General features: G+C 64.1%; 23 protein-coding genes and 1 tRNA gene. 13 read left to right on the forward strand and 11 right to left on the reverse strand.

Annotation, left to right across the window (positions count from 1 at the left end; all coding sequences use genetic code 11):
* Positions 1–172 precede the first annotated feature (172 nt).
* From ACVWY5_RS39570 to ACVWY5_RS39580, 3 genes are all read left to right on the forward strand, one after another.
* Positions 173–952 (forward strand): SDR family NAD(P)-dependent oxidoreductase, encoded by a 780-nt coding sequence (locus tag ACVWY5_RS39570; protein ID WP_028337386.1) that lies wholly within the window; start codon positions 173–175, stop codon positions 950–952.
* A 144-nt stretch (positions 953–1,096) separates the two neighbouring features.
* Entirely contained in the window at positions 1,097–1,912 is an 816-nt protein-coding gene (locus ACVWY5_RS39575) for a glutamine amidotransferase (protein ID WP_028337385.1), read from the forward strand.
* Positions 1,913–2,028: 116 nt separating this feature from the next.
* On the forward strand, positions 2,029–2,838 hold the full coding sequence (locus ACVWY5_RS39580) for an enoyl-CoA hydratase (RefSeq protein WP_028337384.1): 810 nt from the start codon (positions 2,029–2,031) through the stop codon (positions 2,836–2,838).
* A 116-nt stretch (positions 2,839–2,954) separates the two neighbouring features.
* On the opposite strand, the gene ACVWY5_RS39585 is transcribed toward ACVWY5_RS39580, so the two are convergent.
* Positions 2,955–3,030, reverse strand: a tRNA-Ala gene (locus ACVWY5_RS39585).
* Between the two features lie 297 nt (positions 3,031–3,327).
* On the opposite strand from ACVWY5_RS39585, the gene ACVWY5_RS39590 reads away from it, so the two are divergent.
* Genes ACVWY5_RS39590 through folD form a run of 3 tightly spaced genes read left to right on the forward strand, consistent with a single transcriptional unit; the run spans position 3,328 to position 4,861 of the window.
* Positions 3,328–3,618: a YggT family protein gene (locus tag ACVWY5_RS39590; protein WP_016847252.1), complete on the forward strand. Its 291-nt coding sequence runs from the start codon at positions 3,328–3,330 to the stop codon at positions 3,616–3,618.
* Between the two features lie 21 nt (positions 3,619–3,639).
* The gene (locus ACVWY5_RS39595) at positions 3,640–3,975 is read left to right on the forward strand and encodes a DUF167 domain-containing protein (protein WP_016847251.1); all 336 of its coding nucleotides are present in this window, start codon (positions 3,640–3,642) and stop codon (positions 3,973–3,975) included.
* Position 3,976: 1 nt separating this feature from the next.
* Positions 3,977–4,861: a bifunctional methylenetetrahydrofolate dehydrogenase/methenyltetrahydrofolate cyclohydrolase FolD gene (folD, locus tag ACVWY5_RS39600; RefSeq protein WP_028337383.1), complete on the forward strand. Its 885-nt coding sequence runs from the start codon at positions 3,977–3,979 to the stop codon at positions 4,859–4,861.
* Between the two features lie 161 nt (positions 4,862–5,022).
* Here the strand turns inward: folD and ppa are convergent, their stop codons facing one another.
* The gene (gene ppa / locus ACVWY5_RS39605; protein WP_028337382.1) at positions 5,023–5,553 is read right to left on the reverse strand and encodes an inorganic diphosphatase; all 531 of its coding nucleotides are present in this window, start codon (positions 5,551–5,553) and stop codon (positions 5,023–5,025) included.
* Between the two features lie 165 nt (positions 5,554–5,718).
* Positions 5,719–6,228, reverse strand: coding sequence for a GNAT family N-acetyltransferase (locus ACVWY5_RS39610; RefSeq protein WP_016847248.1), 510 nt, complete (start codon positions 6,226–6,228; stop codon positions 5,719–5,721).
* 362 nt (positions 6,229–6,590) lie between these two features.
* Here ACVWY5_RS39610 and ACVWY5_RS39615 point away from each other — a divergent pair, with 362 nt between their 5' ends.
* The 3 genes from ACVWY5_RS39615 to ACVWY5_RS39625 are packed head-to-tail and all read left to right on the forward strand — an operon-like array spanning position 6,591 to position 8,808.
* Positions 6,591–7,058: a DUF2269 family protein gene (locus tag ACVWY5_RS39615; protein ID WP_028337381.1), complete on the forward strand. Its 468-nt coding sequence runs from the start codon at positions 6,591–6,593 to the stop codon at positions 7,056–7,058.
* A gap of 17 nt (positions 7,059–7,075) precedes the next feature.
* Entirely contained in the window at positions 7,076–8,404 is a 1,329-nt protein-coding gene (locus tag ACVWY5_RS39620; protein WP_028337380.1) for an SDR family oxidoreductase, read from the forward strand.
* A complete protein-coding gene (locus ACVWY5_RS39625) occupies positions 8,401–8,808 on the forward strand; it encodes a thiol-disulfide oxidoreductase DCC family protein (protein WP_028337379.1) in 408 nt (135 codons plus the stop codon). Before ACVWY5_RS39620 ends, ACVWY5_RS39625 begins: the two co-directional genes overlap by 4 nt.
* Positions 8,809–8,904: 96 nt before the next feature.
* Here the strand turns inward: ACVWY5_RS39625 and ACVWY5_RS39630 are convergent, their stop codons facing one another.
* The 6 genes from ACVWY5_RS39630 to ACVWY5_RS39655 all read right to left on the reverse strand — a co-directional run bounded on the left by ACVWY5_RS39630 (position 8,905) and on the right by ACVWY5_RS39655 (position 15,094).
* Positions 8,905–10,155, reverse strand: a complete 1,251-nt coding sequence (locus tag ACVWY5_RS39630) for an NAD(P)/FAD-dependent oxidoreductase (protein WP_028337378.1) — start codon at positions 10,153–10,155, stop codon at positions 8,905–8,907.
* Between the two features lie 163 nt (positions 10,156–10,318).
* Complete coding sequence (gene typA, locus ACVWY5_RS39635) at positions 10,319–12,145, reverse strand: translational GTPase TypA (protein ID WP_016847242.1); 1,827 nt, start codon at positions 12,143–12,145, stop codon at positions 10,319–10,321.
* A gap of 276 nt (positions 12,146–12,421) precedes the next feature.
* Positions 12,422–12,613, reverse strand: a complete 192-nt coding sequence (locus ACVWY5_RS39640) for a hypothetical protein (protein WP_321177106.1) — start codon at positions 12,611–12,613, stop codon at positions 12,422–12,424.
* Between the two features lie 57 nt (positions 12,614–12,670).
* Entirely contained in the window at positions 12,671–12,952 is a 282-nt protein-coding gene (locus ACVWY5_RS39645) for a hypothetical protein (protein WP_028337376.1), read from the reverse strand.
* Entirely contained in the window at positions 12,949–14,394 is a 1,446-nt protein-coding gene (locus tag ACVWY5_RS39650; RefSeq protein ID WP_028337375.1) for a radical SAM protein, read from the reverse strand. Before ACVWY5_RS39650 ends, ACVWY5_RS39645 begins: the two co-directional genes overlap by 4 nt.
* Complete coding sequence (locus tag ACVWY5_RS39655) at positions 14,375–15,094, reverse strand: prolipoprotein diacylglyceryl transferase (RefSeq protein ID WP_028337374.1); 720 nt, start codon at positions 15,092–15,094, stop codon at positions 14,375–14,377. Before ACVWY5_RS39655 ends, ACVWY5_RS39650 begins: the two co-directional genes overlap by 20 nt.
* A 295-nt stretch (positions 15,095–15,389) precedes the next feature.
* Between ACVWY5_RS39655 and ACVWY5_RS39660 the strand changes: the two genes are divergently transcribed.
* The 4 genes from ACVWY5_RS39660 (at position 15,390) to ACVWY5_RS39675 (ending at position 20,852) form a co-directional block, all read left to right on the forward strand.
* The gene (locus tag ACVWY5_RS39660) at positions 15,390–16,778 is read left to right on the forward strand and encodes a hypothetical protein (RefSeq protein ID WP_321177107.1); all 1,389 of its coding nucleotides are present in this window, start codon (positions 15,390–15,392) and stop codon (positions 16,776–16,778) included.
* Positions 16,779–17,044: 266 nt separating this feature from the next.
* A complete protein-coding gene (locus tag ACVWY5_RS39665) occupies positions 17,045–17,503 on the forward strand; it encodes a hypothetical protein (protein ID WP_028337372.1) in 459 nt (152 codons plus the stop codon).
* A gap of 146 nt (positions 17,504–17,649) precedes the next feature.
* On the forward strand, positions 17,650–19,386 hold the full coding sequence (locus tag ACVWY5_RS39670; RefSeq protein ID WP_080667273.1) for a type I secretion system permease/ATPase: 1,737 nt from the start codon (positions 17,650–17,652) through the stop codon (positions 19,384–19,386).
* Positions 19,383–20,852 carry an HlyD family type I secretion periplasmic adaptor subunit gene (locus ACVWY5_RS39675; protein ID WP_028337370.1) on the forward strand — a complete coding sequence of 490 codons (1,470 nt, stop codon included), beginning with the start codon at positions 19,383–19,385 and terminating at the stop codon, positions 20,850–20,852. Before ACVWY5_RS39670 ends, ACVWY5_RS39675 begins: the two co-directional genes overlap by 4 nt.
* Positions 20,853–20,867: 15 nt before the next feature.
* On the opposite strand, the gene ACVWY5_RS39680 is transcribed toward ACVWY5_RS39675, so the two are convergent.
* Both ACVWY5_RS39680 and ACVWY5_RS39685 read right to left on the reverse strand, forming a co-directional pair.
* Complete coding sequence (locus ACVWY5_RS39680; protein ID WP_028337369.1) at positions 20,868–21,644, reverse strand: response regulator transcription factor; 777 nt, start codon at positions 21,642–21,644, stop codon at positions 20,868–20,870.
* A gap of 205 nt (positions 21,645–21,849) precedes the next feature.
* A complete protein-coding gene (locus ACVWY5_RS39685) occupies positions 21,850–22,434 on the reverse strand; it encodes a hypothetical protein (RefSeq protein ID WP_321177108.1) in 585 nt (194 codons plus the stop codon).
* Positions 22,435–22,538 lie beyond the last annotated feature (104 nt).

The raw sequence follows: 22,538 nt of genomic DNA on the forward strand, positions 1-22,538 counted from the left end.
TTTAATGTCCGCCGCGATTGTGGGCGATCCGACTGAAAATCTGGCGTTTCATCACAAAACCAGTGCCTCGCCGCTGTCCACAAGCTTACACACGGCTTGCGTCCCACCGCATGCCTATGCTCTCGTCGCCTTGTTGGGGACCTCACTAGAATTTGCAGTAAGAGTTTGAAACGTGACCGAGCGTGTGACGCTGATAACCGGGGCATCGGCGGGCATAGGCACCGAACTGGCGCGCGTGTTTGCATCGAATGGTCACCGTGTGGCGCTGGTGGCGCGGCGCGCCGACCGCCTGAAGGCGCTCGCCGACGAGCTCGGGGCCAAGGGCGGCGCAGCGCCGATTGTGATCCCCTGTGATCTCCAGCACGCCGATGCGGGCGACCGGATCGCGCAGGCCCTGACCGACGCCGGGGTCGAGGTCGAATTTCTCGTCAATAATGCCGGCTTCGGCCTGTTCGGCCGCGCCATCGAGCGCGACCGTGCCGAGCAGCTCAACATCATCAACGTCAACATCCGCGCGCTGACCGATCTGACGCTGCGCTTTGCCGACCAGCTGATCCGCAACCGCGGCGGCATCCTCAATCTCGGCTCGATCGCGGGATTCCTGCCGGGCCCCGGCATGGCCGTGTACTACGCCAGCAAGGCCTATGTGCTGTCGTTTACCGAGGCGTTGCGCTGTGAGCTGGCGCCGCAGGGCGTGCGTGTCACCGTGGTTTGCCCGGGCCCGGTACCGTCGGAGTTTCAGGATCGCGCCGGGTTTGCCCCTGGATTCGATTCCGCCATCCTCAACGTTTCGCCGGAAGAGGTGGCCCGCCAGGCCTATAGCGGGTTGATGGCCAACAAGCGCGCGGTGCTGCCTGGCGCCTTCATCAAGCTGGTGCCGTTCCTGCTCCGGCTGTTTCCGCGCTCCTTTATCCTGACGGCGGTCGGCGGATTTCAGCTCCGCAAGCGCTAGCTGTCCCTGAAAAGCCCCACTCGTCGCCGCTAAGACTGTTTCTGGCCCGCGATTTGCTTCGCCTGGGTGTGCGCAAACTCACACGATGTTAACGACCACTTAGCTATGATCGCGCCTTACGTGCCGAAACTTTAAGCAGAGGCAATGTCGTTCCGGTCTGACCAGAGCCGTGTCGTGGTGCCCTTCGCCAGCCGAAGGCCGGCCGCGGTCACGCCCAGGGATCAGATTTTGGATCAGGTGTCGCTGCGGCCGGTGCTGATCGTGCTGCATCAGGAGACGTCGACTCCCGGCCGGATCGGCAACGCCCTGCGCGCGCTGGGCTACCGTCTCGACATCCGCCGCCCGCGCTTCGGCGACGCGCTGCCCGAAACGCTCGACGCGCATGCCGGCGCCGTGATCTTCGGCGGTCCGATGAGCGCCAATGATGGCGACGACTACGTGCGGCGCGAGATCGACTGGATCGCCGTTCCGCTGCGCGAGCGGCGCCCGTTCCTGGGCATCTGCCTCGGCGCGCAGATGCTGGCGCGGCAGCTCGGCGCCAAGGTCGCGCCGCATCCGCAAGGCCGTGTCGAGGTCGGTTATTATCCGGTCAGGCCGACCGAGGCGGGCCGCGCGCTCTGCCCCAACTGGCCGGCGCGGGTCTATCACTGGCACGGCGAGGGATTTCAATTGCCCGCCGGCGCCGACCTGCTCGCGGCGGGCGATGATTTCCCGGTGCAGGCGTTCCAGTTCGGCAACGCCTTCGGCCTGCAATTCCATCCCGACGTGACCTACGCGATGATGCATCGCTGGACCACGCGAGGTTGCGCACGGATGGATTCGCCGGGCGCACAACCGGGCCATCTGCACTTCGCCGAGCGTGCCGTCCACGATGCCGCCGAGCGCGCGTGGCTGAAGCATTTCATCGACGGCTGGATCGCGCGCGTGCCCCAGCGGCAGCTGCTGCAGGCCGCGGAATAGCCGCCACGCGGAATTTCGCGTCGGCTTTTCAGTCTCGTGAATGTGTTACTGTCGGCCGCCGCGCGCAGGCCGCATCGCCGCGCGTATCAATAACAACAAGGCACAGGGAGATCGCCGTGAGCTACGAGCACATCCTCTATGAGGTCAGCGACCGGATCGCGACCATCACGCTCAATCGCCCCGATCGCATGAATGCGTGGACCGCGATCATGGAGCGCGACGTGCGCCACGCCATGGAGGCGGCGGCCAACGACGACAACGTTCGCGTCATCGTGCTGACCGGCGCGGGCCGCGGCTTCTGCGCCGGCGCCGACATGGACGCGCTGAAGGGGATCGATCCCAACGAGGTCAGGCGCGGCGAGAACATCCCGTTCGACATGAACCGTCGCGCCGACTGGCAGACGCGCTACGCCTACTACCCCGCAATCAGGAAGCCGGTCATCGCGATGCTCAACGGCGCCACCGCCGGCATCGGCCTGGTCCACGCGCTCTATTGCGATTTGCGCTTCGCCGCCGACACCGCGGTGTTCACCACCGCCTTCGCGCGGCGCGGCCTGATCGCCGAACACGGCATCAGCTGGATGCTGCCGCGGATCGTCGGCCACGCCAACGCGCTCGATCTGTTGATGTCGGCGCGCCGGGTGTCGGCGGAGGAGGCGCTGCGCATCGGCCTCGTCAACCGGCTCTCCTCGCCGGAGAAGCTGCGCGAGGAAACCTATGCCTACGCCCGCGACCTCGCCGATTTCGTCTCGCCGAGCGCGATCGCGGTGATCAAGCGCCAGGTCTATGACGTGCCGTTCCAGACGCTCGCCGAAGCCACCATCGATGCCAACCGCGAGATGCAGATCGCGCTGAAGGGCAATGATTTCAGGGAAGGCGTCGCGAGTTTCGTCGAGAAGCGGCCGCCAAGGTTTACCGGGACGTGATAGGGAGGGGGCTAACGGATAAAGTCTGTCTCCGCCCCTTGGGCTTCGCCGGACACCACGCTTCGCCCTCCAGGCCCCTGCGCGGCTACGCCACGCGCAGCCCGATGGGCGAAGCGTGGTGGAGCCAGGCGGGATCGAACCGCCGACCTCGTCATTGCGAACGACGCGCTCTCCCAGCTGAGCTATGGCCCCATCGCGGCCGGGTGTTGCTGAGTATCCCGGCCGTCAGTCGGGCGCCATTTACAGTCCCGTCCAAGGTCAAGTCAAGAACGGTGAAAGCGCGGTTTTCAGCCCGTCCCACCGGGAACTTCCCTTGTTTGCGGGGGGATGAACCGATATCTAGGGCGTGATCCCGACCCGGCGGACCGCCCGAGCGCCCAGTGCATAGCGGTTTTCCGAAACGATCCTGCTCAAACAAGAAGCGCGATGGCGGCTCAGTCCGGTCTCGTTGCGCTTCAATCGGTTGTCTTACCCGCGAGCCCCCCTCACATGCGCGCTGTTCTCGACATCGTCATCATCATCCTCGACCTCTATGTCTGGCTGCTGATCGCCTCCGCCATCCTGTCCTGGCTGGTCGCCTTCAATGTGGTCAACACGCGCAACCAGTTCGTTTCTGCGGTGGCCGAGTTCCTCTACCGGATCACCGAGCCGGTGCTGCGGCCGATCCGCAACGTGATGCCGAATCTGGGCGGACTCGATATCTCGCCGATCATCGTGATCCTGATCATCATGTTCATCCAGCGGGTGATCGCCTATTACATCTATCCCAACGTGATCTGACCCTTTCTCGACGGGGCCTTGATGGATCCGTGGCGCTATTCCACCGAGGGCATCAGCATCGCGTTGCGTGTGACGCCGCGCGGCGGCCGCGACGACATCGACGGGATCGAGACGCTGGCCAACGGCCGTTCGGTGGTGAAGGTGCGGGTGCGCGCCATCGCCGAGGGCGGCGAGGCCAACCGTGCGGTGACTGAGCTGCTGGCCAAGGCGCTCGGCGTGCCGAAAGCCAGGGTGAAGCTGTTGTCCGGCGCCACCTCGCGGCTCAAGCAGGTCGCGGTGGACGGCGATCCGAAAGGGCTCGGCGATACATTGAGGAAGCTGACTGCGGCCAAGCCGAACCAGCAGACAAGGGACTGACATGACTGCCCGCATCATCGACGGAAAAGCCATCGCCGCCGAGCTTCGCGCCCGCGTCGCCGACGAGGTCGCCCGCGTCAAGCGCGACCACCAACTCACGCCGGGGCTCGCTGTCGTGCTGGTCGGCCATGATCCCGCGAGCGAGGTCTATGTCCGCAGCAAGCACACCCAGACCCAGGCCGCCGGCATGGCCTCGTTCGAGCACAAGCTGCCGGAGGATGTGTCGCAGGCCGATCTGCTGGCGCTGATCGCTCGGCTCAACCGCGATCCCATGGTGCATGGGATACTGGTGCAGCTGCCGTTGCCGAAGTCGCTGCACACCGAGACCATCATCAACGCGATCGATCCGGCCAAGGACGTCGATGGCCTGCACCCCAACAATGCCGGCCGGCTCGCCGGAGGCTTGGCCGCGCTGTCGCCCTGCACGCCGCTCGGCTGCATCATCCTGACCAAGAGCGTGCACGCCTCGCTCGAAGGCATGAACGCGATCGTGATCGGCCGCTCCAATCTGGTCGGCCGTCCGCTGGTGCAATTGCTGCTGAACGAGAACGCGACGGTGACGATCGCGCATTCGCGCTCGCGCGATCTGCCAAAGCTCTGCGCCCAGGCCGATCTGGTCTATGCCGCAGTCGGCCGGCCCGAGATGGTGCGGGGCGACTGGCTGAAGCCGGGCGCGACCGTGATCGATGTCGGCATCAACCGCATCCCGGTGCCCGGCGGCAAGCCGAAACTGGTCGGCGATGTCGCGTTCCAGGAAGCCCTCAATGTCGCCGGCGCAATCACGCCGGTGCCCGGCGGTGTCGGGCAGATGACGGTGGCGTGCCTCCTGGTCAACACGCTGCGCGCCGCCTGCGCGATTGCCGGCCTGCCGGCGCCGGCGGTGTAGCTCTTACCTCGCCCCGCTTGCGGGGAGAGGTCGGATTGCATCGTCAGATGCAATCCGGGTGAGGGGGTACAAGTCTCTCGACGTTCGCAACTCGTGGAGGGAAACCCCTCACCCCAACCCTCTCCCCGCAAGAGCGGGGCGAGGGAGCCCAGGCAGCGTGCCTATTTCTTCTTCGCGCGCTCGATGCCTTCGAGGATCAGCCTGCGGGCTTCGTCGGCGTCGCCCCAGCGCAGCACCTTCACCCACTTGCCCTTCTCGAGGTCCTTGTAGTGCTCGAAGAAGTGCTGGATCTGCTGCAGCGTGATGTCGGGCAGGTCGCTGTAGTTCTGCACCTTGTCGTAGCGCTGGGTCAGCTTCGATGACGGCACCGCGATGATCTTCTCGTCGCCGCCGGCCTCGTCCTCCATCAAGAGCACGCCGACCACGCGGACGCTCATCACCGCGCCCGGCACGATCGCGCGGGTGTTGACGATCAGCACGTCGCACGGATCGCCGTCGCCGGACAGCGTGTGCGGGATGAAGCCGTAATTGCCGGGATAGCGCATCGGCGTGTAGAGGAAGCGGTCCACGACGAGCGTGCCGGCTTCCTTGTCCATTTCGTACTTGATTGGCTCGCCGCCGACGGCAACCTCGATGATGACGTTGACGTCGTGGGGCGGATTTTTTCCGATCGATATGGCGTCGATACGCATGGATTGCTCCGCGTGGCCTCTGGAAGTTGAGAACGATGTGATTTTTTGGTTGGCGCCGCCGGGCCGCGAAACGGCTCCCGGCCCGGCCTTGAGGCCGGGCTGGCCGACGCGTGCAGCGCTGGAGGCTGGTTTAGCCTTGCTGCAGCTGCGAGAGAAGCAGGATTTTCAGTTGGCCCAGGCGAAAGCGACCTTGTCGAGCGACTTGGGGCCAAACCGCTCCGAGGAACGCGCCACCATCCGGCCGCCCAGCGCACGGTAAAACTCCGTCGCCGGCTCGTTGTCGGAGAGTGCCCAGATCACCATGCTCTTGAGGCCGCTCTGCATCAGGTCGCGGCGCGCGGAGGCAAACAAGCGCCGGCCGAAGCCAAGCCCCTGGAATTCCGGCCGCAGATAGAGCTCGTAGATCTCGCCTTCGAAATGCAGGCTGCGGGCGCGGTTGCGACCGTAATTGGCGTAGCCTGCGATCCGGTCGCCGAACACCAGCACGCTGACGCGGCTGCCCTTGCGGATGGCGCTGTCCCACCACTGCGGGCCGCGGCGATTGATCAGCTTTTCGAGTTCGGCGCCGGGGATGATTCCCTGATACGCCGAGCGCCAGGCTTCGTCATGGGTAGACGCCACCGCCGCTGCGTCTGCAGCTTTGGCCGGCCGGACCTCGATTAGCGTTGTGCTCATGCCTGTAATCAAAGCAAGTCGGCGGGCCGCCTTCAAGGTCCATCGTTAATTATCGGTTAACCTGTGGATTTTTTGCATCAGTGTGATGAAAACTTGTACCGAAAGAGGACACTCGCCGGGCTTGAGCGACCGATCGCGGATCGGGGCGCTGTGCAAAGCCCGGATCGCGGGCGCCGGATGACAATGCCGCAGTTCAGAAAAAGGCTGGCCGCGGCTGATTCGCGGTCGGAATTTTACGAGCGAATCCGGCCGCAGCGCGGGTGCGTTGATCCCTCGCCGCAGTGGATTTTCGCGGCCGGCCGGCCTATGGCAGCGGCGGTATCTGTGCGCGGCGACGTTGGCCTGATCATGAGCGGACTGCGATGACGCTCTACTTCCTGATCAAATATCTGCACGTGCTCGGCGCCATCGTGATCCTGGGCACCGGGACCGGCATCGCCTTCTTCATGCTGATGGCGCATCGCACGCAGGATGCGGCGTTCATCGCGCGCACGGCGGCGACCGTGGTGATCGCGGACATGATCTTCACGTTGAGCGCCGTGCTGCTGCAGCCGGTGAGCGGCGGACTGCTGATGCTCGTGTCGGCAACGAGCATCACCGAGCGCTGGCTGGTGGTTTCGCTCGCGCTCTACGCGCTGGCCGGCCTGTTCTGGGTTCCCGTCGTCTTCATGCAGATGGAGATGCGCGACCTCGCGCAGGCGGCCGTCGAAAAAGGTCTTCCGCTGCCGCCGCGTTATTTTGCGCTGTTTCGCCGCTGGTTCCTGTTCGGTATTCCCGGTTTCGGTTCCGTGATGATCATCCTCTGGCTGATGATCGCGAAACCATTTTAGCGCATGATCCGACTTCCATGAGTGACGACGCATCACACAACATCCTCGTGTTCGGCGCGTCAGGCCTGATCGGGCGCGCCATCACCGACGATCTGAGGGCGCGCGGCTTTCACGTGATCGGGGTCGCGCGGCACTTCACGCCGGCGCAGAAAATGAGCGCGGCCGATCTTGAGCTGCCCGTCATGTCGATGGATGCCGCGGCGCTGACGCAGCTGCTTCGCACGCATGAGGTAGACGTCGTCGTGAACTGCCTCGGCGTGCTGCAGGATGGTCCGGGCAGCGACACAAGCGCGGTGCATCGCGACTTCGTCGCGCGGCTGTTGCAGGCGATTGGTGACAGCCACCGCGCCATCCGTCTCGTCCACATCTCGATTCCCGGCGCGGCCGATGCGGACCGCACCGCCTTCAGCACCACCAAGCGCGAGGCCGAGCGGCTGATCGTGGCGTCCGGGATACCCCATGCGATCCTGCGTCCGGGCTTCGTCATCGCGCCGTCGGCCTATGGCGGCAGCGCCATGCTGCGCGCGCTGGCGGCGCTGCCGGTCGACCTGCCGGCCGACGAGGCGGCGACGCCGTTCCAGCCGGTCGCAGTCGAGGATATCGCCGCCACCATCGCCTGGCTTGCGGCGCGCGATGTCGCCGATGAAGCGGTGCGATCGGTGATATGGGACCTGATGCAGGAGCAGCCGATTTCGCTCGGCGGCGTCATCGCCCAGTTCCGCCGGTCGTTCGGCACGGCAAAGCATGTCCGGATCGCGACGTCGCCGTTCCTGATCGATCTCGGCGCCCGCCTCGGCGATCTCGCGAGCTGGCTCGGCTGGCGGCCGCCGCTGCGCTCCACCGCGATCGCCGAGCTGCGCCGCGGCGTCACCGGCGATCCCGCAGGCTGGATGCAAGCGACCGGCATCGTGCCGAAGACGATTACTCAAGCGATTGGCGGGCGCCCCGCGACCATTCAGGACAAATGGTTCGCGCGGCTGTTTTTGATCAAGGCGCTGATCTTCGTAAGCCTCGTGCTGTTCTGGGTCGCATCCGGCTTCATCGCGCTGGTGATCTCCTATGACGCCGCCGCCGGCATCCTGAGCGCGCACCATTTCCCGCCCGCTTTGGTCGGGCCGATGACAGTGCTGACCAGCCTGATGGACATGGGCATCGGTGTGCTGATCGCGATCCGCCGCACCGCGGCGTTCGGTCTGATCGCAGGCATCATCGCCTCGCTCGGCTACATGGTGGGATCGGCGATCCTGGCGCCGGATCTCTGGATCGAGCCGCTCGGCGCGCTGGTGAAAACGGGACCTGCGATCGTGCTGATGCTGGTCGCGCTGTTGACCTTGGATAACCGATGAGCACTTGGCCCGACGACGACGTGATCCTCTATGACGGCGTCTGCATCTTCTGCTCGCGCTGGGTCCGCTTCGTCATCGCCCGCGACACGGCACGCCGCTTTCGCTTCACGCCGATCCAGTCCGGCTACGGCACGCGGCTGGCGAAGACCTTCGGCATCGATCCTGACGACCCCGACACCAACGCCGTCGTCCATGGCGGCATCGCCTACACGAAATCCGATGCGGCGCTGACGGTGCTGAGCCATCTGCCCGGCTGGCGCTGGACCCGCGCGCTGTTCGCGGTGCCGAAGCCGCTGCGCGACGCCGTCTACAGCCTCATCGCCCGCAACCGGTACAAGATCTTCGGGAAATACGAGACGTATTTTGTGCCCGACGCGGATATGCGGGCGCGGGTGCTGGAGTGAAGTTCGTCGTTCCGGGGCGATGCGAAGCATCGAACCCGGAACCTCGAGATTCCGGGTCTGGTCCTTCGGACCATCCCGGAACGACAAATCTAACGGCTACCCCTTACGTGGAAATCCACCCACCACTTCCCTCGCCGCCCGCTCCCCCGAATCCCGCGCGCCGTGCGCGGTCGAGAAAAACTCCGGCGAAGTCGCTTCGCCGGCGAAGAACAGCCGCCCATTGACCGGCGCGGCCAGCACGGCGCGCTTGTCCGCGTGGCCGGGCAGAGCGTGCGAGTAGGAGCCGCGGGCGAACGGGTCGTGGGCCCAGCGGGATTCGCTGAGCGGCTTCAGCTTGCGGCGGAAATCATTGCCGAGGAAGGAGACGATCTCGTCGATGCTGTGCGCGGCGATCGCGCCGTCGCCGGCATCTTCAAGCTGTCGTGCAAAACGGCCACCGAAGAAACCTTCGATGCAGGGCTGGCCGAACGGGCGGATGTGGTAGGTGCCCATCTCGGTGCGCATGGTGGCGCCGCGCAGATTGCCTTCCTTCGGCAGCGCCTCGGGCTCGGCGAGCGCCAGCGTCACCTTGTCGGCGAGGCCGAGCGGCAGGCCGCGCGCGGCGTCGAGCTTGTCGGGCAGCGCAGGCGAAAAGCGGATCGCCTGATCGGCGATCAGGTTGGTCGGCACGGTGACGATCACCTTGTCCGCCTCAAGCGCGCCGCGCGAGGTCTCGATGCGGATGCGCTTGCCGGAGTGATCGATCAGCCTGACCTCGCAGTTCAGCGCGACCGGCACCTGCGCGCCATAGGCCGCGACCAGCGTGCCATAGCCGCGCCGCACCCGCCAATTGATGTCGGTGTCTTCATAGGCGTCGACATCGAGGATCGAGACCTGGTCGAGCTCGCTGCCGTTCACATAGGTCGAGATCGCATCGATCATCGGGTTCCAGCGGTTGCCGGGCTCGAGGTACAGGCTGGCCGGGCTGTCCTTGCCCTGCTGCGCCGCCTGCTCGATGCGGTCGTAGAATTGGTCGAGTGCGTGCGTGAAGTCGTCGCGAGCGGCCTGCGGGAACGCCTCGCCGTAGGCGCGCTCGCGCCACGGCGGCAGGTCCTTGTTGAGCTCGAAGTTGAGTTGCCGGGCGATGCCGACAAAGCTGTTCTGGTCGGCCGAATGCAGCCAGCCGCAGCCGACGTCGAACACGACGTCAGGCGCGGCCTGGATCGTATGCGCGCGGCCGCCGAGGCGGTCGCGGGCCTCCAGCACGATGGTGGAGAGGCCGGAGTCCTTCAGCGCATTCGCGGCACCGAGGCCCGCGGCGCCGGCGCCGATGATGGCAACATCGATCGTGGAGGGAAGGGAACTCATAGCCCGGCTCTAGCACGTCCGGAGGCGCGTCTAAAGCCACCGCGCGCATGACTGCATCACGCGCGGAAGCGGGTGATCCAGTATTTCAGAGGCGATGGTGCTTGAACCGAGGGGCCGCGGCGTACTGGGTGCCCCGGTCAAGCCGGGGCACGACAGATGAGGCTTACGCTACGGCCTCCTTGGCCTTTTCGGCGCGCTTGCGGTCGTTCGGGTCGAGGTGCTTCTTGCGCAGCCGGATCGACTTCGGCGTCACCTCGACGAGCTCGTCGTCCTCGATATAGGCGAGCGCCTTTTCCAGGGTCATCCGGATCGGCGGCGTCAGGCGCACCGCTTCGTCCTTCGAGGTGGTGCGGATGTTGGTGAGCTGCTTGCCCTTCAGCACGTTGATCTCGAGGTCGTTGTCGCGGGTGTGCTCGCCGACGATCATGCCCTTGTAGACCTTCCAGCCCGGCTCGATCATCATCGGGCCGCGGTCCTCCAGCTTGAACATCGCATAGGCCACCGCCTCGCCCTGGTCGTTGGAGATCAGCACGCCGTTGCGGCGGCCCTGGATCTCGCCCTTGTAGGCGGCATAGCCGTGGAAGATGCGGTTCATGATCGCGGTGCCGCGGGTGTCGGTGAGCAGTTCGCCCTGGTAGCCGATCAGGCCGCGGGTCGGCGCGTAGAACACCAGCCGCAGACGGTTGCCGCCGGAGGGGCGCATCTCGATCATCTCGGCCTTGCGCTCGCTCATCTTCTGCACGACGACGCCGGAATGCTCCTCGTCGACGTCGATCACGACTTCCTCGATCGGCTCCTGCCAGGCGCCGGTCGCCTCGTCCTTCTGCAGCACGACGCGCGGGCGCGACACCGAGAGCTCAAAGCCCTCACGGCGCATGGTCTCGATCAGGATCGCGAGCTGCAATTCGCCGCGTCCGGAGACTTCCATCGAATCCTTGTCGGCGGCCTCGACGACGCGCAGCGCGACATTGCCCTCGGCCTCGCGCATCAGGCGGTCGCGGATCATGCGCGAGGTCACCTTGTCGCCTTCGGTGCCGGCAAGCGGCGAGTTGTTGACGATGAACGACATCGACACCGTCGGCGGATCGATCGGCTGCGCCGGCAGCGGCGTCTCGACGGTCGGATCGCAGAAGGTGTCGGCAACGGTGCCCTTGGTGAGGCCCGCGATCGCGACGATGTCGCCGGCCTCGGCCTCCTCGAGCGGCGTGCGCTCAAGGCCGCGGAAGGCGAGGATCTTGGTCAGGCGGCCGCTCTCGATCAGCTTGCCGTCGGCGGACAGCACCTTGACCTGCTGGTTCGGCTTGATCGAGCCCGAGGAGATGCGGCCGGTGATGATGCGCCCGAGATAGGGGTTGGCCTCGAGGATGGTGCCGATCATGCGGAACGGACCTTCCTCGACCTTCGGCGGCTCGACGTGGCGCACGATCAGGTCGAACAGCGGCTGCATGCCGAGATCCTTCGGACCCTCCGGGCTTTCCGCCATCCAGCCCTGCTTGGCCGATCCGTACAAAATCGGGAAATCGAGCTGCTCCTCGCTGGCGTCGAGCGCCGCGAACAGATCGAACACCTCGTTGATGACTTCGGTCGGGCGTGCGTCGGGACGGTCGACCTTGTTGATCACGACGATCGGCTTCAGCCCGATCTTGAGCGCCTTCGACACCACGAACTTGGTCTGCGGCAGCGGGCCCTCGGCGGCGTCGACCAGCACCAGCGCGCCGTCCACCATGTTGAGGATACGCTCGACCTCGCCGCCGAAATCGGCGTGGCCGGGGGTGTCGACGATGTTGACGCGGATGTCCTTCCACTGCACCGAGGCGGCCTTCGCCAGGATGGTGATGCCGCGCTCGCGCTCCAGGTCGTTGGAGTCCATGGCGCGCTCGGTGACCTTCTGGTTCTCGCGGAAGGTGCCGGATTGCTGCAGCAGGCGGTCGACGAGGGTGGTCTTGCCGTGGTCGACGTGGGCGATGATGGCGACGTTGCGAAGGTTCATGGCTCTTCTTCTGGTCGTGCAATGGTCAGATGCGCGATCTCGCCGGACCAGTTTGGCCGGCCGCTCGCTCGCGTGGCCCATTCGGGCCCGGATCACGCTCATACCCAAGAAATTTGACGGGGACGCATCACCCCAAAAAGGAAGCCCGGTCAGAGGACCGGGCACCTTGCGCGTTGCGGCGCAATATAGTCAGAAAACGCCAAAAAACAATGATTTATTGCCTGTTTGGAGGGCTGATTTTCGCGCCAAAGGCGGGTTTTGAGGGGCTTTCAGGTCTTACTTCCGGGTAATCGCGAACACGATCAGGCCAAGCCCGCCCAGCGCCACCATCATCACGAACATGGTGATGGGGTCGCCGCCGGCCCCGGCACCCATCTTGGCGTTGAGAATGGCGCACAGGACCCCCGGGATCAGCAGGATCACCCCCACCGCCAGCATGAGGGCGGTCAGGCAGCCGTTGCGCTGCACGGGTTCCGGAGGCCTGTATGGCGGTGGTGTGTCGGACATGCGTCGTCGAATGGTCCGTCAGCGCCTTCCCGTGATCGCGGCGCGGATCAGCATCACGCCGGCAAAGCAGACCGCGAGCCCGAGCAGGATCAGGAAGAGAATGGAGGGATCGGTTTTCGACTCGCTCAGGACGCCGAACCCGAACAGCAGGGCGCAGAGCCCGGGCAGCAGCAGGACCAGCCCGAACAGCACCATGAACGCGGTGGCGCAGCCGCTGCGTGGCGACGGTGGCGGCGGGACGGATTGGTAGGGTGGCTCCGGTGGTGCAGGCGGGATGGGCGGTGGATTGGTCTCGCTCATCGCGGCAGCTCCTCGCTTTGCCGGGCTTCGCGGTAGGTCTGGCCTGCCAGCGCGGCGCGGATGCCGTCGATCTTTCCGTCACGGTAGAACAGATTGTAAGTGTCGAACGGGATGATCGCGCCGCTCTCGGTGACGAAGTGGATGCAGCTTCGCTTGACGTTGCCGACACAGAAATTGAAGCGGTCGAGAAACTGCACGATGGTGACGCGGAACACGTTCTCGTAGGTCAGGCCCTCGGGCACCTCGAAGCTCGGCAGGCAGCACAGCAATTCGCAGACCCGCTCCGAGGTGTTCAGCGGTCCCGACGACAGCGAGAACAGGTCGACAAACTTCTCCCGCAACACCGGATATTTCTCCGGGCTGATGGTGTTGGGCATCACGGCGATGAGTTGCTCCTGCGGGATCAGCGAGGTCAGCGGCAGCACCTTGTCACCGTTGCGCAGGCCGTAGCCGATCGAGATGCTCTCGGGATTGCACGGCAACGGGATCATGTCGTCAGCGCCGAACACCCCGGTCTCGATCACGCGCCGGCGGATCTCCGACAGCATGATGCGGTCGGTGTCCTTGTTGAAATGCTCGTTGCGGCCGGCATCCTGCACCGGCTGCAGCGTGACGCCGCGGACGCATTTCCAGGTCAGTGCGTGACGGACGATGTCGCCGATCTCTCCGTCATTGACGCCGCGCTTGATGGTCGCGACCAGCGTGGTCGAGACGCCGTGGCGCTCGAGATTCTCCAGTGCCTGTTGGCGGATTTTTCGCAAATCCGCGCCGCGCAGATTGACCAGCGCCTCGCGCTGCAGCGAATCGAACTGCAGATAGACCTCCAGCCCGCGCTTGTTCTCGGCGAGCTTCGCCACGAAGTCAGGCTCGCGCGCGATCCTGAGGCCGTTGGTGTTGATCATGACATGGCGGATCGGCCGCGCGCGCACCGCATCCAGAATGGCGAAGAAATCCGGATGCAGCGTCGGCTCGCCGCCGGAGATCTGAACCAGATCGGGCTCGCCCTCGCTCGCGACCAGCGCGTCCAGCATCTTCTCGATCTTCGCCAGCGGCGTGAAGCTGGTGCGCGCCGGCGAGGAATCCGCAAAGCACACCGGGCAAGTCAAATTGCAATGCTCGGTAATCTCGATCAGCGCCAGGCAGGAGTGCTGCTCGTGGTCCGGGCACAGCCCGCAATCATAGGGGCAGCCGAATTCGGTGTGGCGCTGGAACGCGAGCGGCCGGTCGCCGGGCTTGATGAAATCCTTGCACAGCCGCCAATAGGCCGCATCCGTCGAGACCAGCGTCGACTGCACGCCATGCTGCTTGCAGCGCTTCTCGTACCAGACCTCGTTGCCTGATATCTGGATCTTGGTCGGCACCAGGGTGAGGCAAGTTTCGCAAAGCGACTGGGTCTGGCCCCAGAAGATGTAAGGGCGTGCCTTACGCAGCGGCGCGTTCATGCTTCAAGCTCACATTCGGCGCCGTCGCCAGCATGACGGCGGCGTAAATCATGACAAACAGCGACAGCAGGTGAAACAGCGAGAATGGTCCGATCAGCGCGCCATAGGGCTTGATGAACTCCCACAGGAAGCGCTGCAGCCCGTAGTAGAACAGCACGAGGTAGAATCCGTTGGTGATGACGGCGGCATTTCGGTTCAATACGGCCCAGACATAGAATGCCGCGAACCCCGCCATCGCCAGGCTCTCGTAGAGCTGCACCGGGTGGCGCAGCACGCCGTCGCCGAAATCATGGCCCCAAGGCAGCGTGGTCGGCGTGCCATAGGTGAAATCCTCGAGTCCCGCGAAATAGCAGCCGAGACGGCCGGCCGCGACGCCGATCGCAAGCGGCAGCGCGAACCGCGCGCCGGTGCGCAGCGAAATCCCGTGTCGCCATTTGTAGAGCTCGATCGCGACGATGCCGCCGGCCAGCGCGCCCTCGACCGAGCGGGCGACGCCCGCCATGCCCGAGAACCACAGGTTCAGCGTGCCGAAGATGTAGGCGCCGATCCCGGCGCCAAACACCAGCGCGGCGATGTAGGACAGCTCGAAGGATTGCCGGGGGAATTGCAGCCCGCGCCGGTGCGACAGCCACCACATGGCGAGCGCGGCCGCACCCCATGCTGCAACGTCGAAGACGGCGTGAAGTTCAGCCCCACTCATGAGGCGAGTGTAGCGTGATTTTCGCGGTCCGTGATAGCGACTTCCCGATTGCAATGGCGGAGCGAGGTTATCAACCCGTCCGCCTGGGAGCGGCGAGCTGATGGACCACGCCGGCCCGCGCAAAGCTACCAAGGCTGTAACCGCGCCAGAACGGATATAGCCGATGTTACGGCGTCCATCCGAAGCGCTATATCCGAACTGACGGCTGGGCTTTCGACCTTCCCAGGATGACATTCTGTCCGCAGTGCAGAACCCGTCCCGATTGCGCGGAGCGATTGCGATGAGGAAGGCTACGATGGATTTTTCGCGGATGTCGGATGGGATCCGGCTGCATCACGCCTCTCATCGCCACGATGGGCACGATGGGCACGATGGTGACGACGAGCCGGGTCCGGCACCGAGCAGCCCGTTTGCAGGGCTCGATGCGCATCCCGCGACCCCGAATTCCCCGCCTCATGACTCTGGCCCAGGCCAATCCGACCATCCCACCGCGTCGGGGGACGGCACCGGCGGCCACGTCGGCAGCCACACTGCGGCGAGCCTGGATGCTTCGGCAACGAAGCCTGCTGCCGGCGCATCCCATTCCGCGACAGGCATCGCTTCGATCGAGAGCGGGGCGAACACCGCCGGGAACGGCGGAGACGGTTACTTTTACGGAGGTATCATTCACGCATCCCTGTTGATCTATGAACCGATCAACATTTCGGTGAATTTGGGATACGGCTCGGTCGCCGTGGCCAACCAGTCCAACGATTTGAGTGTCGATCAATCCGCCTTTCAGATGGCCGGCGTCGGCGGACATGGTGGGAATGACAACCTTGCATCGGGAGGCAGCATCAGTGCTTCCCTGGGCTCCGGCGTGATCGGGAGCGGCGACAACGGCGCCGGAAACGGCGGCAGCGGCTATTTCTCGGGTGCGTTGGTGGACGCTCCCGTGGTGATCTATCATCCGATCAATATTGCGGTGGCGAGTTCAGGCGGCACGGCCTATGCAAGTCAATCGAACACAGTCGACATCGATCAATCGGCTACGCAGATCGCGGGCGTCGGCGGAAGTGGCGGAAATGGCAATGTGGCCTTCGGCGGCAGTATCATCACGCTCGACCCCAGTTGGGGATCAAGCAACGGAGGAAGCGTCTGGGACGTTCAAACGGGCGGGAGTCAGGCCGGCAATGGCGGCGACGGCGCGTTCTACGGGAGTCTCGTGCATTCCTCGATCTTAGTTTACGACCCGATCAACATCGCAGTCGCGGGCTATGGCTCCAACGTTCATTCAGTCCAGACGAATGACGCCGACGTGGATCAATCCGTAATTCAGATCGCCGGCATGGGCGGGCACGGCGGCAATGGCAACGCCGCGACGGGCGGCCATGCAAGCCTTCCTTCCCACGGCTTGTGGGGCGGCTCCGACGCGATTGCGACCGGCTCGAACGGCGCAGGCAACGGCGGCAACGGCTATTTTGCCGGCAGCCTGATCGATGTCAGCGTCGCGATCTATGCACCCATCAATATCGCAATCGCGGGGCCCCATTCGACGGCCGTGGCCGATCAGGTCAACAACGTGCACATCGACCAGAGTGCGGTCCAGATTGCCGGACTTGGTGGGGACGGCGGCTACGGCAATCTCGCGCTGGGTGGCGATCTTTCCGCCCATCTTCTGTCGGATCTTCACCTGTTGGCATAGCGGAACATCGCACCGCTCGCGCAGGCCGGTCGCAAGGTAGCGGACTCCCTGCGCATGCAAATCTCGCGCAGAGTCGTCCTCCCCGATGTTTCGAGCTCCGATGTTGCGCGACGAATGTCATACTTTCGTACGTAGGTCGACCAACCCGGATGGTGTCCGATTTGACATCTATCGGCAGCGCGCATCGCCGGATCAGACTCGCCCGTGTGCGTCCGCCTGATCGGGATGGATGACGCACGACAGCCAACACAAGGACGGAGGCTCAAATGTTGCCCAAGGCGATCAGCATCTCGGATTCGATCGAATTCAAATCGATCAACACCGGTGGTCAAAGTGTCGGAAATGGCGGCGACGGTACCTTCAAGGGAGCTATCATCAGCAAGCCGACCCTCAACTTCGATCCAACCAACAAGGCAGAAGGCGCCGATGTGCATGTGAACACCGGCGACCACGTCACTCAGACGGCAGATTGGGACGCCGGCGGCGCAAACGCGACGGCCTCGGTGTTTGCGAAGGCCCACGGCGGAAGCGCCGAGTCGAACGGAAGCCAGAAATCCTACAGCGGCCACGATACCTCCAAGGTATATGCCCATACGGATGCCACTCAGATCAACAAGCTCGCGGTGGACCAGCACCAGGATGTCCTGGCTGGCATCGGCGGCAATGGCGGAGACGGCAACGCCGCGCTGGGTGGAGAAGTGAGCTTCCACCTCGATACATTCTGACCATCGGCTCGTCCGACCGTGGCGGGACCGGCGGCCATTGCTGCCGGTCCCGCAGTTCAAGCCGATGCCCCGCCGATGCCTTTCTTGGCAGATCGCGTTGGCCGTCGGGCAAGTGCGCCGGACTTCGATTTCAGGCGGTGACGATCATGCTGATGCCGCCCATTCGGTTGCCTGTCCTGCCGCAGATCTCGACGCCACTGCACGCGGCCCTTTGGTCCTGTGCGGGACCGCTTGGTCTCGTATTCGCGTATAGCTGCAGCTACAACCTGCTTTTGTTTGCGCCCTCCATCTACCTTCTTCAGATCTACGACAGGGTGTTGTCGAGCAGGAGCGGCGACACGCTGCTCCTGCTCACGCTCATTGTCGCGATCACGGTCGTGGTCGGCGGCGTGTTCGATGCCTTGCGGCGCGCTGTCCTGGGTCGCCTTGGCGCCTGGCTCGACGATCGGCTCCGTCCTTGCGTGCTTTCGGCCAGCCTCGAATCCGCGTTTCGCAGCGATTGGACGCGGGCGTCGGACGCATATCGGGATCTCACCGTGCTGCGCCAGTTCATCGATTCCGGCGCATGTCCGATGCTGTTCGACGCACTCTGGGCGCCCCTGTTCCTCCTGGTCCTCTTTCTCATCCATCCCCTGCTTGGCGTGGTGGGCGCCTGCTGTGTGGCTTTCCTCTTCGCTCTCACGGTTGCCGGAGATCTGGTTACCGAGGACGTTCTGCTCAGATCCGGCGCCGCGCTGTCCAGAAGCTACGGTCGCCTCCAGGCCGCCGCAGGCAACATCCACATGATTCGCGCCATGGGAATGCTCGATAGCGCTGCGCGCACGATCTACCATGACGCGCAGGAGGCACGCAGAGAGCACGATGTGGCAGTCCGGCGAAGCGAGTTCGTGATGCTGGTCACCAAGCCGGTCCGCGCGCTGTCGCAGGTGTTGATAATGGGAGCTGCCGCGTGGCTTGTCCTCGATCACGGAAAGAGCCCGGCGATCATTTTTGCTTCGACACTGATGTTCAGCCGCGCGCTCGCGCCGGTCGAAAGTGCGATCGCAGGCTGGAAGTCACTCAGGACGGCCGTGAGTGCCTGTCAGCGGCTCGGCGCGGTTCTCGCCGCGTCCCCGGCCGCCGGACAGCAGGATCCGGAGGTTTCGCAGCGGCAAGCGTCGAGCGGTCTCATTGTCGACAACGTCAGCGTGAGGCTATCGGGGACCAACCACCTTTTGCTGAACGGTGTCTCGTTCACGCTCGCGAGCGGAGAATGCCTTGGCATTATCGGTGCGTCCGGGTCAGGCAAGTCCCTGCTTGGCCGGGTGATTGCCGGGCTGTCGACGCCAACTCATGGCTGTGTCCTGCTCGACAATACCGACGTCTCGCTGCTTCGCGAGGGCCCAAGCGGTCACCGTCTCGGTTATCTCCCCCAGGACATTGACCTGCTCGGCGATACGATAAGCGATATCATCGCACGGCTCGATCATGCCGATCGGCGGAAGGTCGTGGAAGCGGCCAAGCTGGTCGGAATTCACGAGGCGATCATGCGCCTGCCGAACGGGTACGACACGGTGCTTCACCGTGAGAAATCCTTCTCGCGCGGATATCGGCAGCGCCTCGGTCTTGCCCGGGCCTTTTTCGGCGGTCCACGCCTGATCGTTCTCGACGAACCGAATGCCAGTCTCGATTACGGCGGCGAGCGAATGCTGCTGGACGCTATCGAGCGCATGAAGCTCGCCGGTGTCATCCTGGTCGTCGTCACTCATCGTATGGGTCTCCTCGCAGCCACAGACAAGATTGCCATTATGGAAGAGGGGGCGGTCGTCGCTTTCGGCGACAGCGAGGAAATCTTTGAGCGGCACCTGAATCGACCCCAGGTTACATCGCGGATTGCGCCATGATCCGGAATCTCACCATCTGGAAGCTTCCCACGATATCGAGGCTACCCACGATCTGGGACCGGCTCGTGCGAACGCCGGCAAGCCCCCCGCTCGCCGGACGGCTCGGAGTCGTGGTTACCGCGATCGACGATTTCGAGCCCCTCGAATATCCATGGTGTGCGACCCCGACACCCATCTCTCCGCGTAGACGGCTTCGCGGTATCACCCTGGCGGGCAACCTGCTGGTGCTCTGCTTCATGCTGGGGCTTGGCACATGGGCGTGCCTCGCGCCTCTCGAGAGCGCCGCGATCGCTTCCGGCGTCGTGGAATCAGAATCGAGCCGCAAGACGATTCAGCACCTGGAAGGCGGGATCGTCAGGAAGATCCTGGTTTCGGACGGCGATATCGTGCGAAGCGGACAGACGCTGATCGCGCTGGACGATACCCGGCCCGGTTCGGAGGTGCAAAGCCTTCAAGGCCAGTTGTGGGATGCAATTGCTCGTGCCGCACGGCTTCAGGCCGAGCAGCAGAACTTTGAGAGCATCGCAATCCCGAGCGCGCTGGAACAGCACAGCAAGCGAAATGGGGTGGCCGCCGCCGCGGTATCGGCGCAACAGTTCATTTTTCAGGCGCGGCGGCAGGTTCATGAGTCGCAGCTTGCGGTCATTCGCGAACGGAGGCTTCAAGTCGAGAGAGAGATCGAAGGTCTCAAGGCTCAGCAGACCGCCACCGGGCAGCGGGTCGACATCGTCCGGGAGGAACTGGATATGGTCACGACGCTCGTGAACAAGGGACTCGAACGGCGGCCGCGGCTTCTGAACCTGCAACGTGAACTGGCCGACGTTGAGGGTCGTCGCGGCGAGATCACCGCGCAGATTTCTCGCGCCGGGCAGGTCATCAGCGAGCAGCAGGCCACATTGTTCAAGCTCGAGAGCGATAGGCAGAACGAGATCGCACAGTCGCTTCGTGAAGCACAGAACCAGATATTCCAGCTCCGCGAGCGGTTGCTTGCGGCCAGGGATCAGCTATCGCGAACGGAGGTGAAGGCGCCCGAGGACGGCGTGATAACCGACTTGCGGATTCATACAGCGGGCGGCGTCATCGGGGCGGGTGCTCCGCTCATGGAGCTGGTGCCCCGGCAAGACCGCCTCATCGTGACCGCCCGCCTGAGGCCGGAGGACATTGATGTGGTTCATCCCGGCCTGAATGCCGAGGTGCATCTCGTGCCGTACAATCAGCGTCGCGTACCGCGCCTGAAGGGCATCGTTGTGCACGTATCGGCAGACCGGCTACTCGACAAGCGTACCGACCAGCCATACTACGCGACCAAGATCCGGATCGACGACGCGCAGATCGCCGCAAACGACTTCCAGATCGTCCCCGGTATGCCGGTTCAAGTGTTCATCACCACGGGGCGCGGTACCGTCGCACTTTACGCGCTCAGGCCCCTGCTCGACAGCTTCCGCGGTGCATTCAGAGAGGATTGATCCCCCTCAGGGTGACTAGGTCTCCGGCATTGGGGCTGCACCCGGGTCGTGATCGCGATTCTGCGCGAGCGACCGGCCGCGCCAGCGGAGGACCGCTTCCGTGCGATTGTGAGCGGCACATTTCCTCATGATATGCTGAATGTGCATTTTGACGGTGCTTTCCGAGAGCTTCAATTTGGCTGCGATCAGCTTGTTGGGCAGGCCGAGCTCCAATTCCGCCAGAACGTGCTGCTCTCGAGGGGTGAGATCGCTCCTGTCGATGACCGCCCTGGCTGCCTCGTTCATCAGATATGCGGACGCAAGCCCGCGCGCGTCCGGCGGATCGAAACCCGGCATCCTGTTCATTTCGGCGACCGGCAACGGCCTGTAGACGCCGCCGACAAGAACAAGGCGCAGGCCGGCTATGACGACCTCGATTGGTAGCGAGGTGGGAAGAAAGCCGCGAACACCCCGCTGCATCGCGGCTTGTGCGGTCGGCTCGTCGTCATGGTTTGACAGGATTGCGACGGCAGCATTGGGACAGTACTCGGCCACGAAGGCGAGATCGTCCTCGACCGAGGGATCGCCGATGGGCTTGTCCGCGATACTCAGCAGCACCAGACGAATGTCGCGGGCTGACATGCAGTCCAGGCCTCGGACCGTTGCCATGTCGAGGATCTCGAAGTCGGCCAATTCCCGTCTGAGGACGTTGAGAATACATGTGCGCGGCAACAGGTGCGGCTCGATGATCACCAGAACCGGTACGTGAAGCGCTCCATTGAGCCGTTTTGAGGAGTCCGTTATGTCGTCCATGATTTCCTCGGAATGAAAAGAATTTCTGCGACAGTTCCATCGATCCGTATTGCGCATTTACCGTTGCGGCATTCATCCTGAATGCATCATCACGCGCAGCCCCGACATCAGGATCGCATCCATTGCGGGATAGCCTGGCGCCTCGGTGGAAATTCTTTCCGATCAAATCATTTGAACGCGCGCCGTGGCGCGGTCGACGCATCCCCTATTTGCAGATATTTCGATACGCCGTTGACGCCGCCGACCCCGACTTGCCGTCGACGACATACGCTTCATCCTCCTTCACAAGATACAGAAACGGCCTCCCTCCAGTCTCTCCGCCCGACGCACTTCTTCCTTTCACGCGCCCGCAAATCGTATCCACGGCGCGTCCGAACGTGTTCTTTCGCATGGCGCGCTTCATGTCGCTGAATTCGGCCGATCCCGGATCCTCTATCTGCGCTGCAATCGTGACCTTCGCTTTGGTGAGGACAGGATCTGCTGCGTCCGCGGCGTGTTCGGGTGTCGGGACGTTGATCCTCGTCCGCGGGGACGCCGCCTTGGCGAGGTCGGGCGGTCCGTGTTTCTTCGATGATGGTCTCCTGCCGGATTTTGCCAGGGTTGCAGAATTCGATTTCACGATCGCAGGCGCTGGCGCTAACGCCGCCGGCATTGGCTCTGTGGGTCGGGCGACTGCAACCTTGTCGAAACAGGGTCTTGACCCACACCCAAGGAAATACCCTCGGGAAGGCGCGAACCAGCCAAAGCCGACCAGGATTCCTGCCAGCGCTCCGACAAAAAGCAGTCCCATCCGATTCCCCTCCTCGGGAGCTCGGCTCGCACTCATAACTAGGACTAATTCCGCGCTGGTGATCCTATCTGTTGCGCAAAAGCGTTAAGCGCTCATTAAGCGCG

Source organism: Bradyrhizobium sp. USDA 3256, from assembly GCF_054058275.1.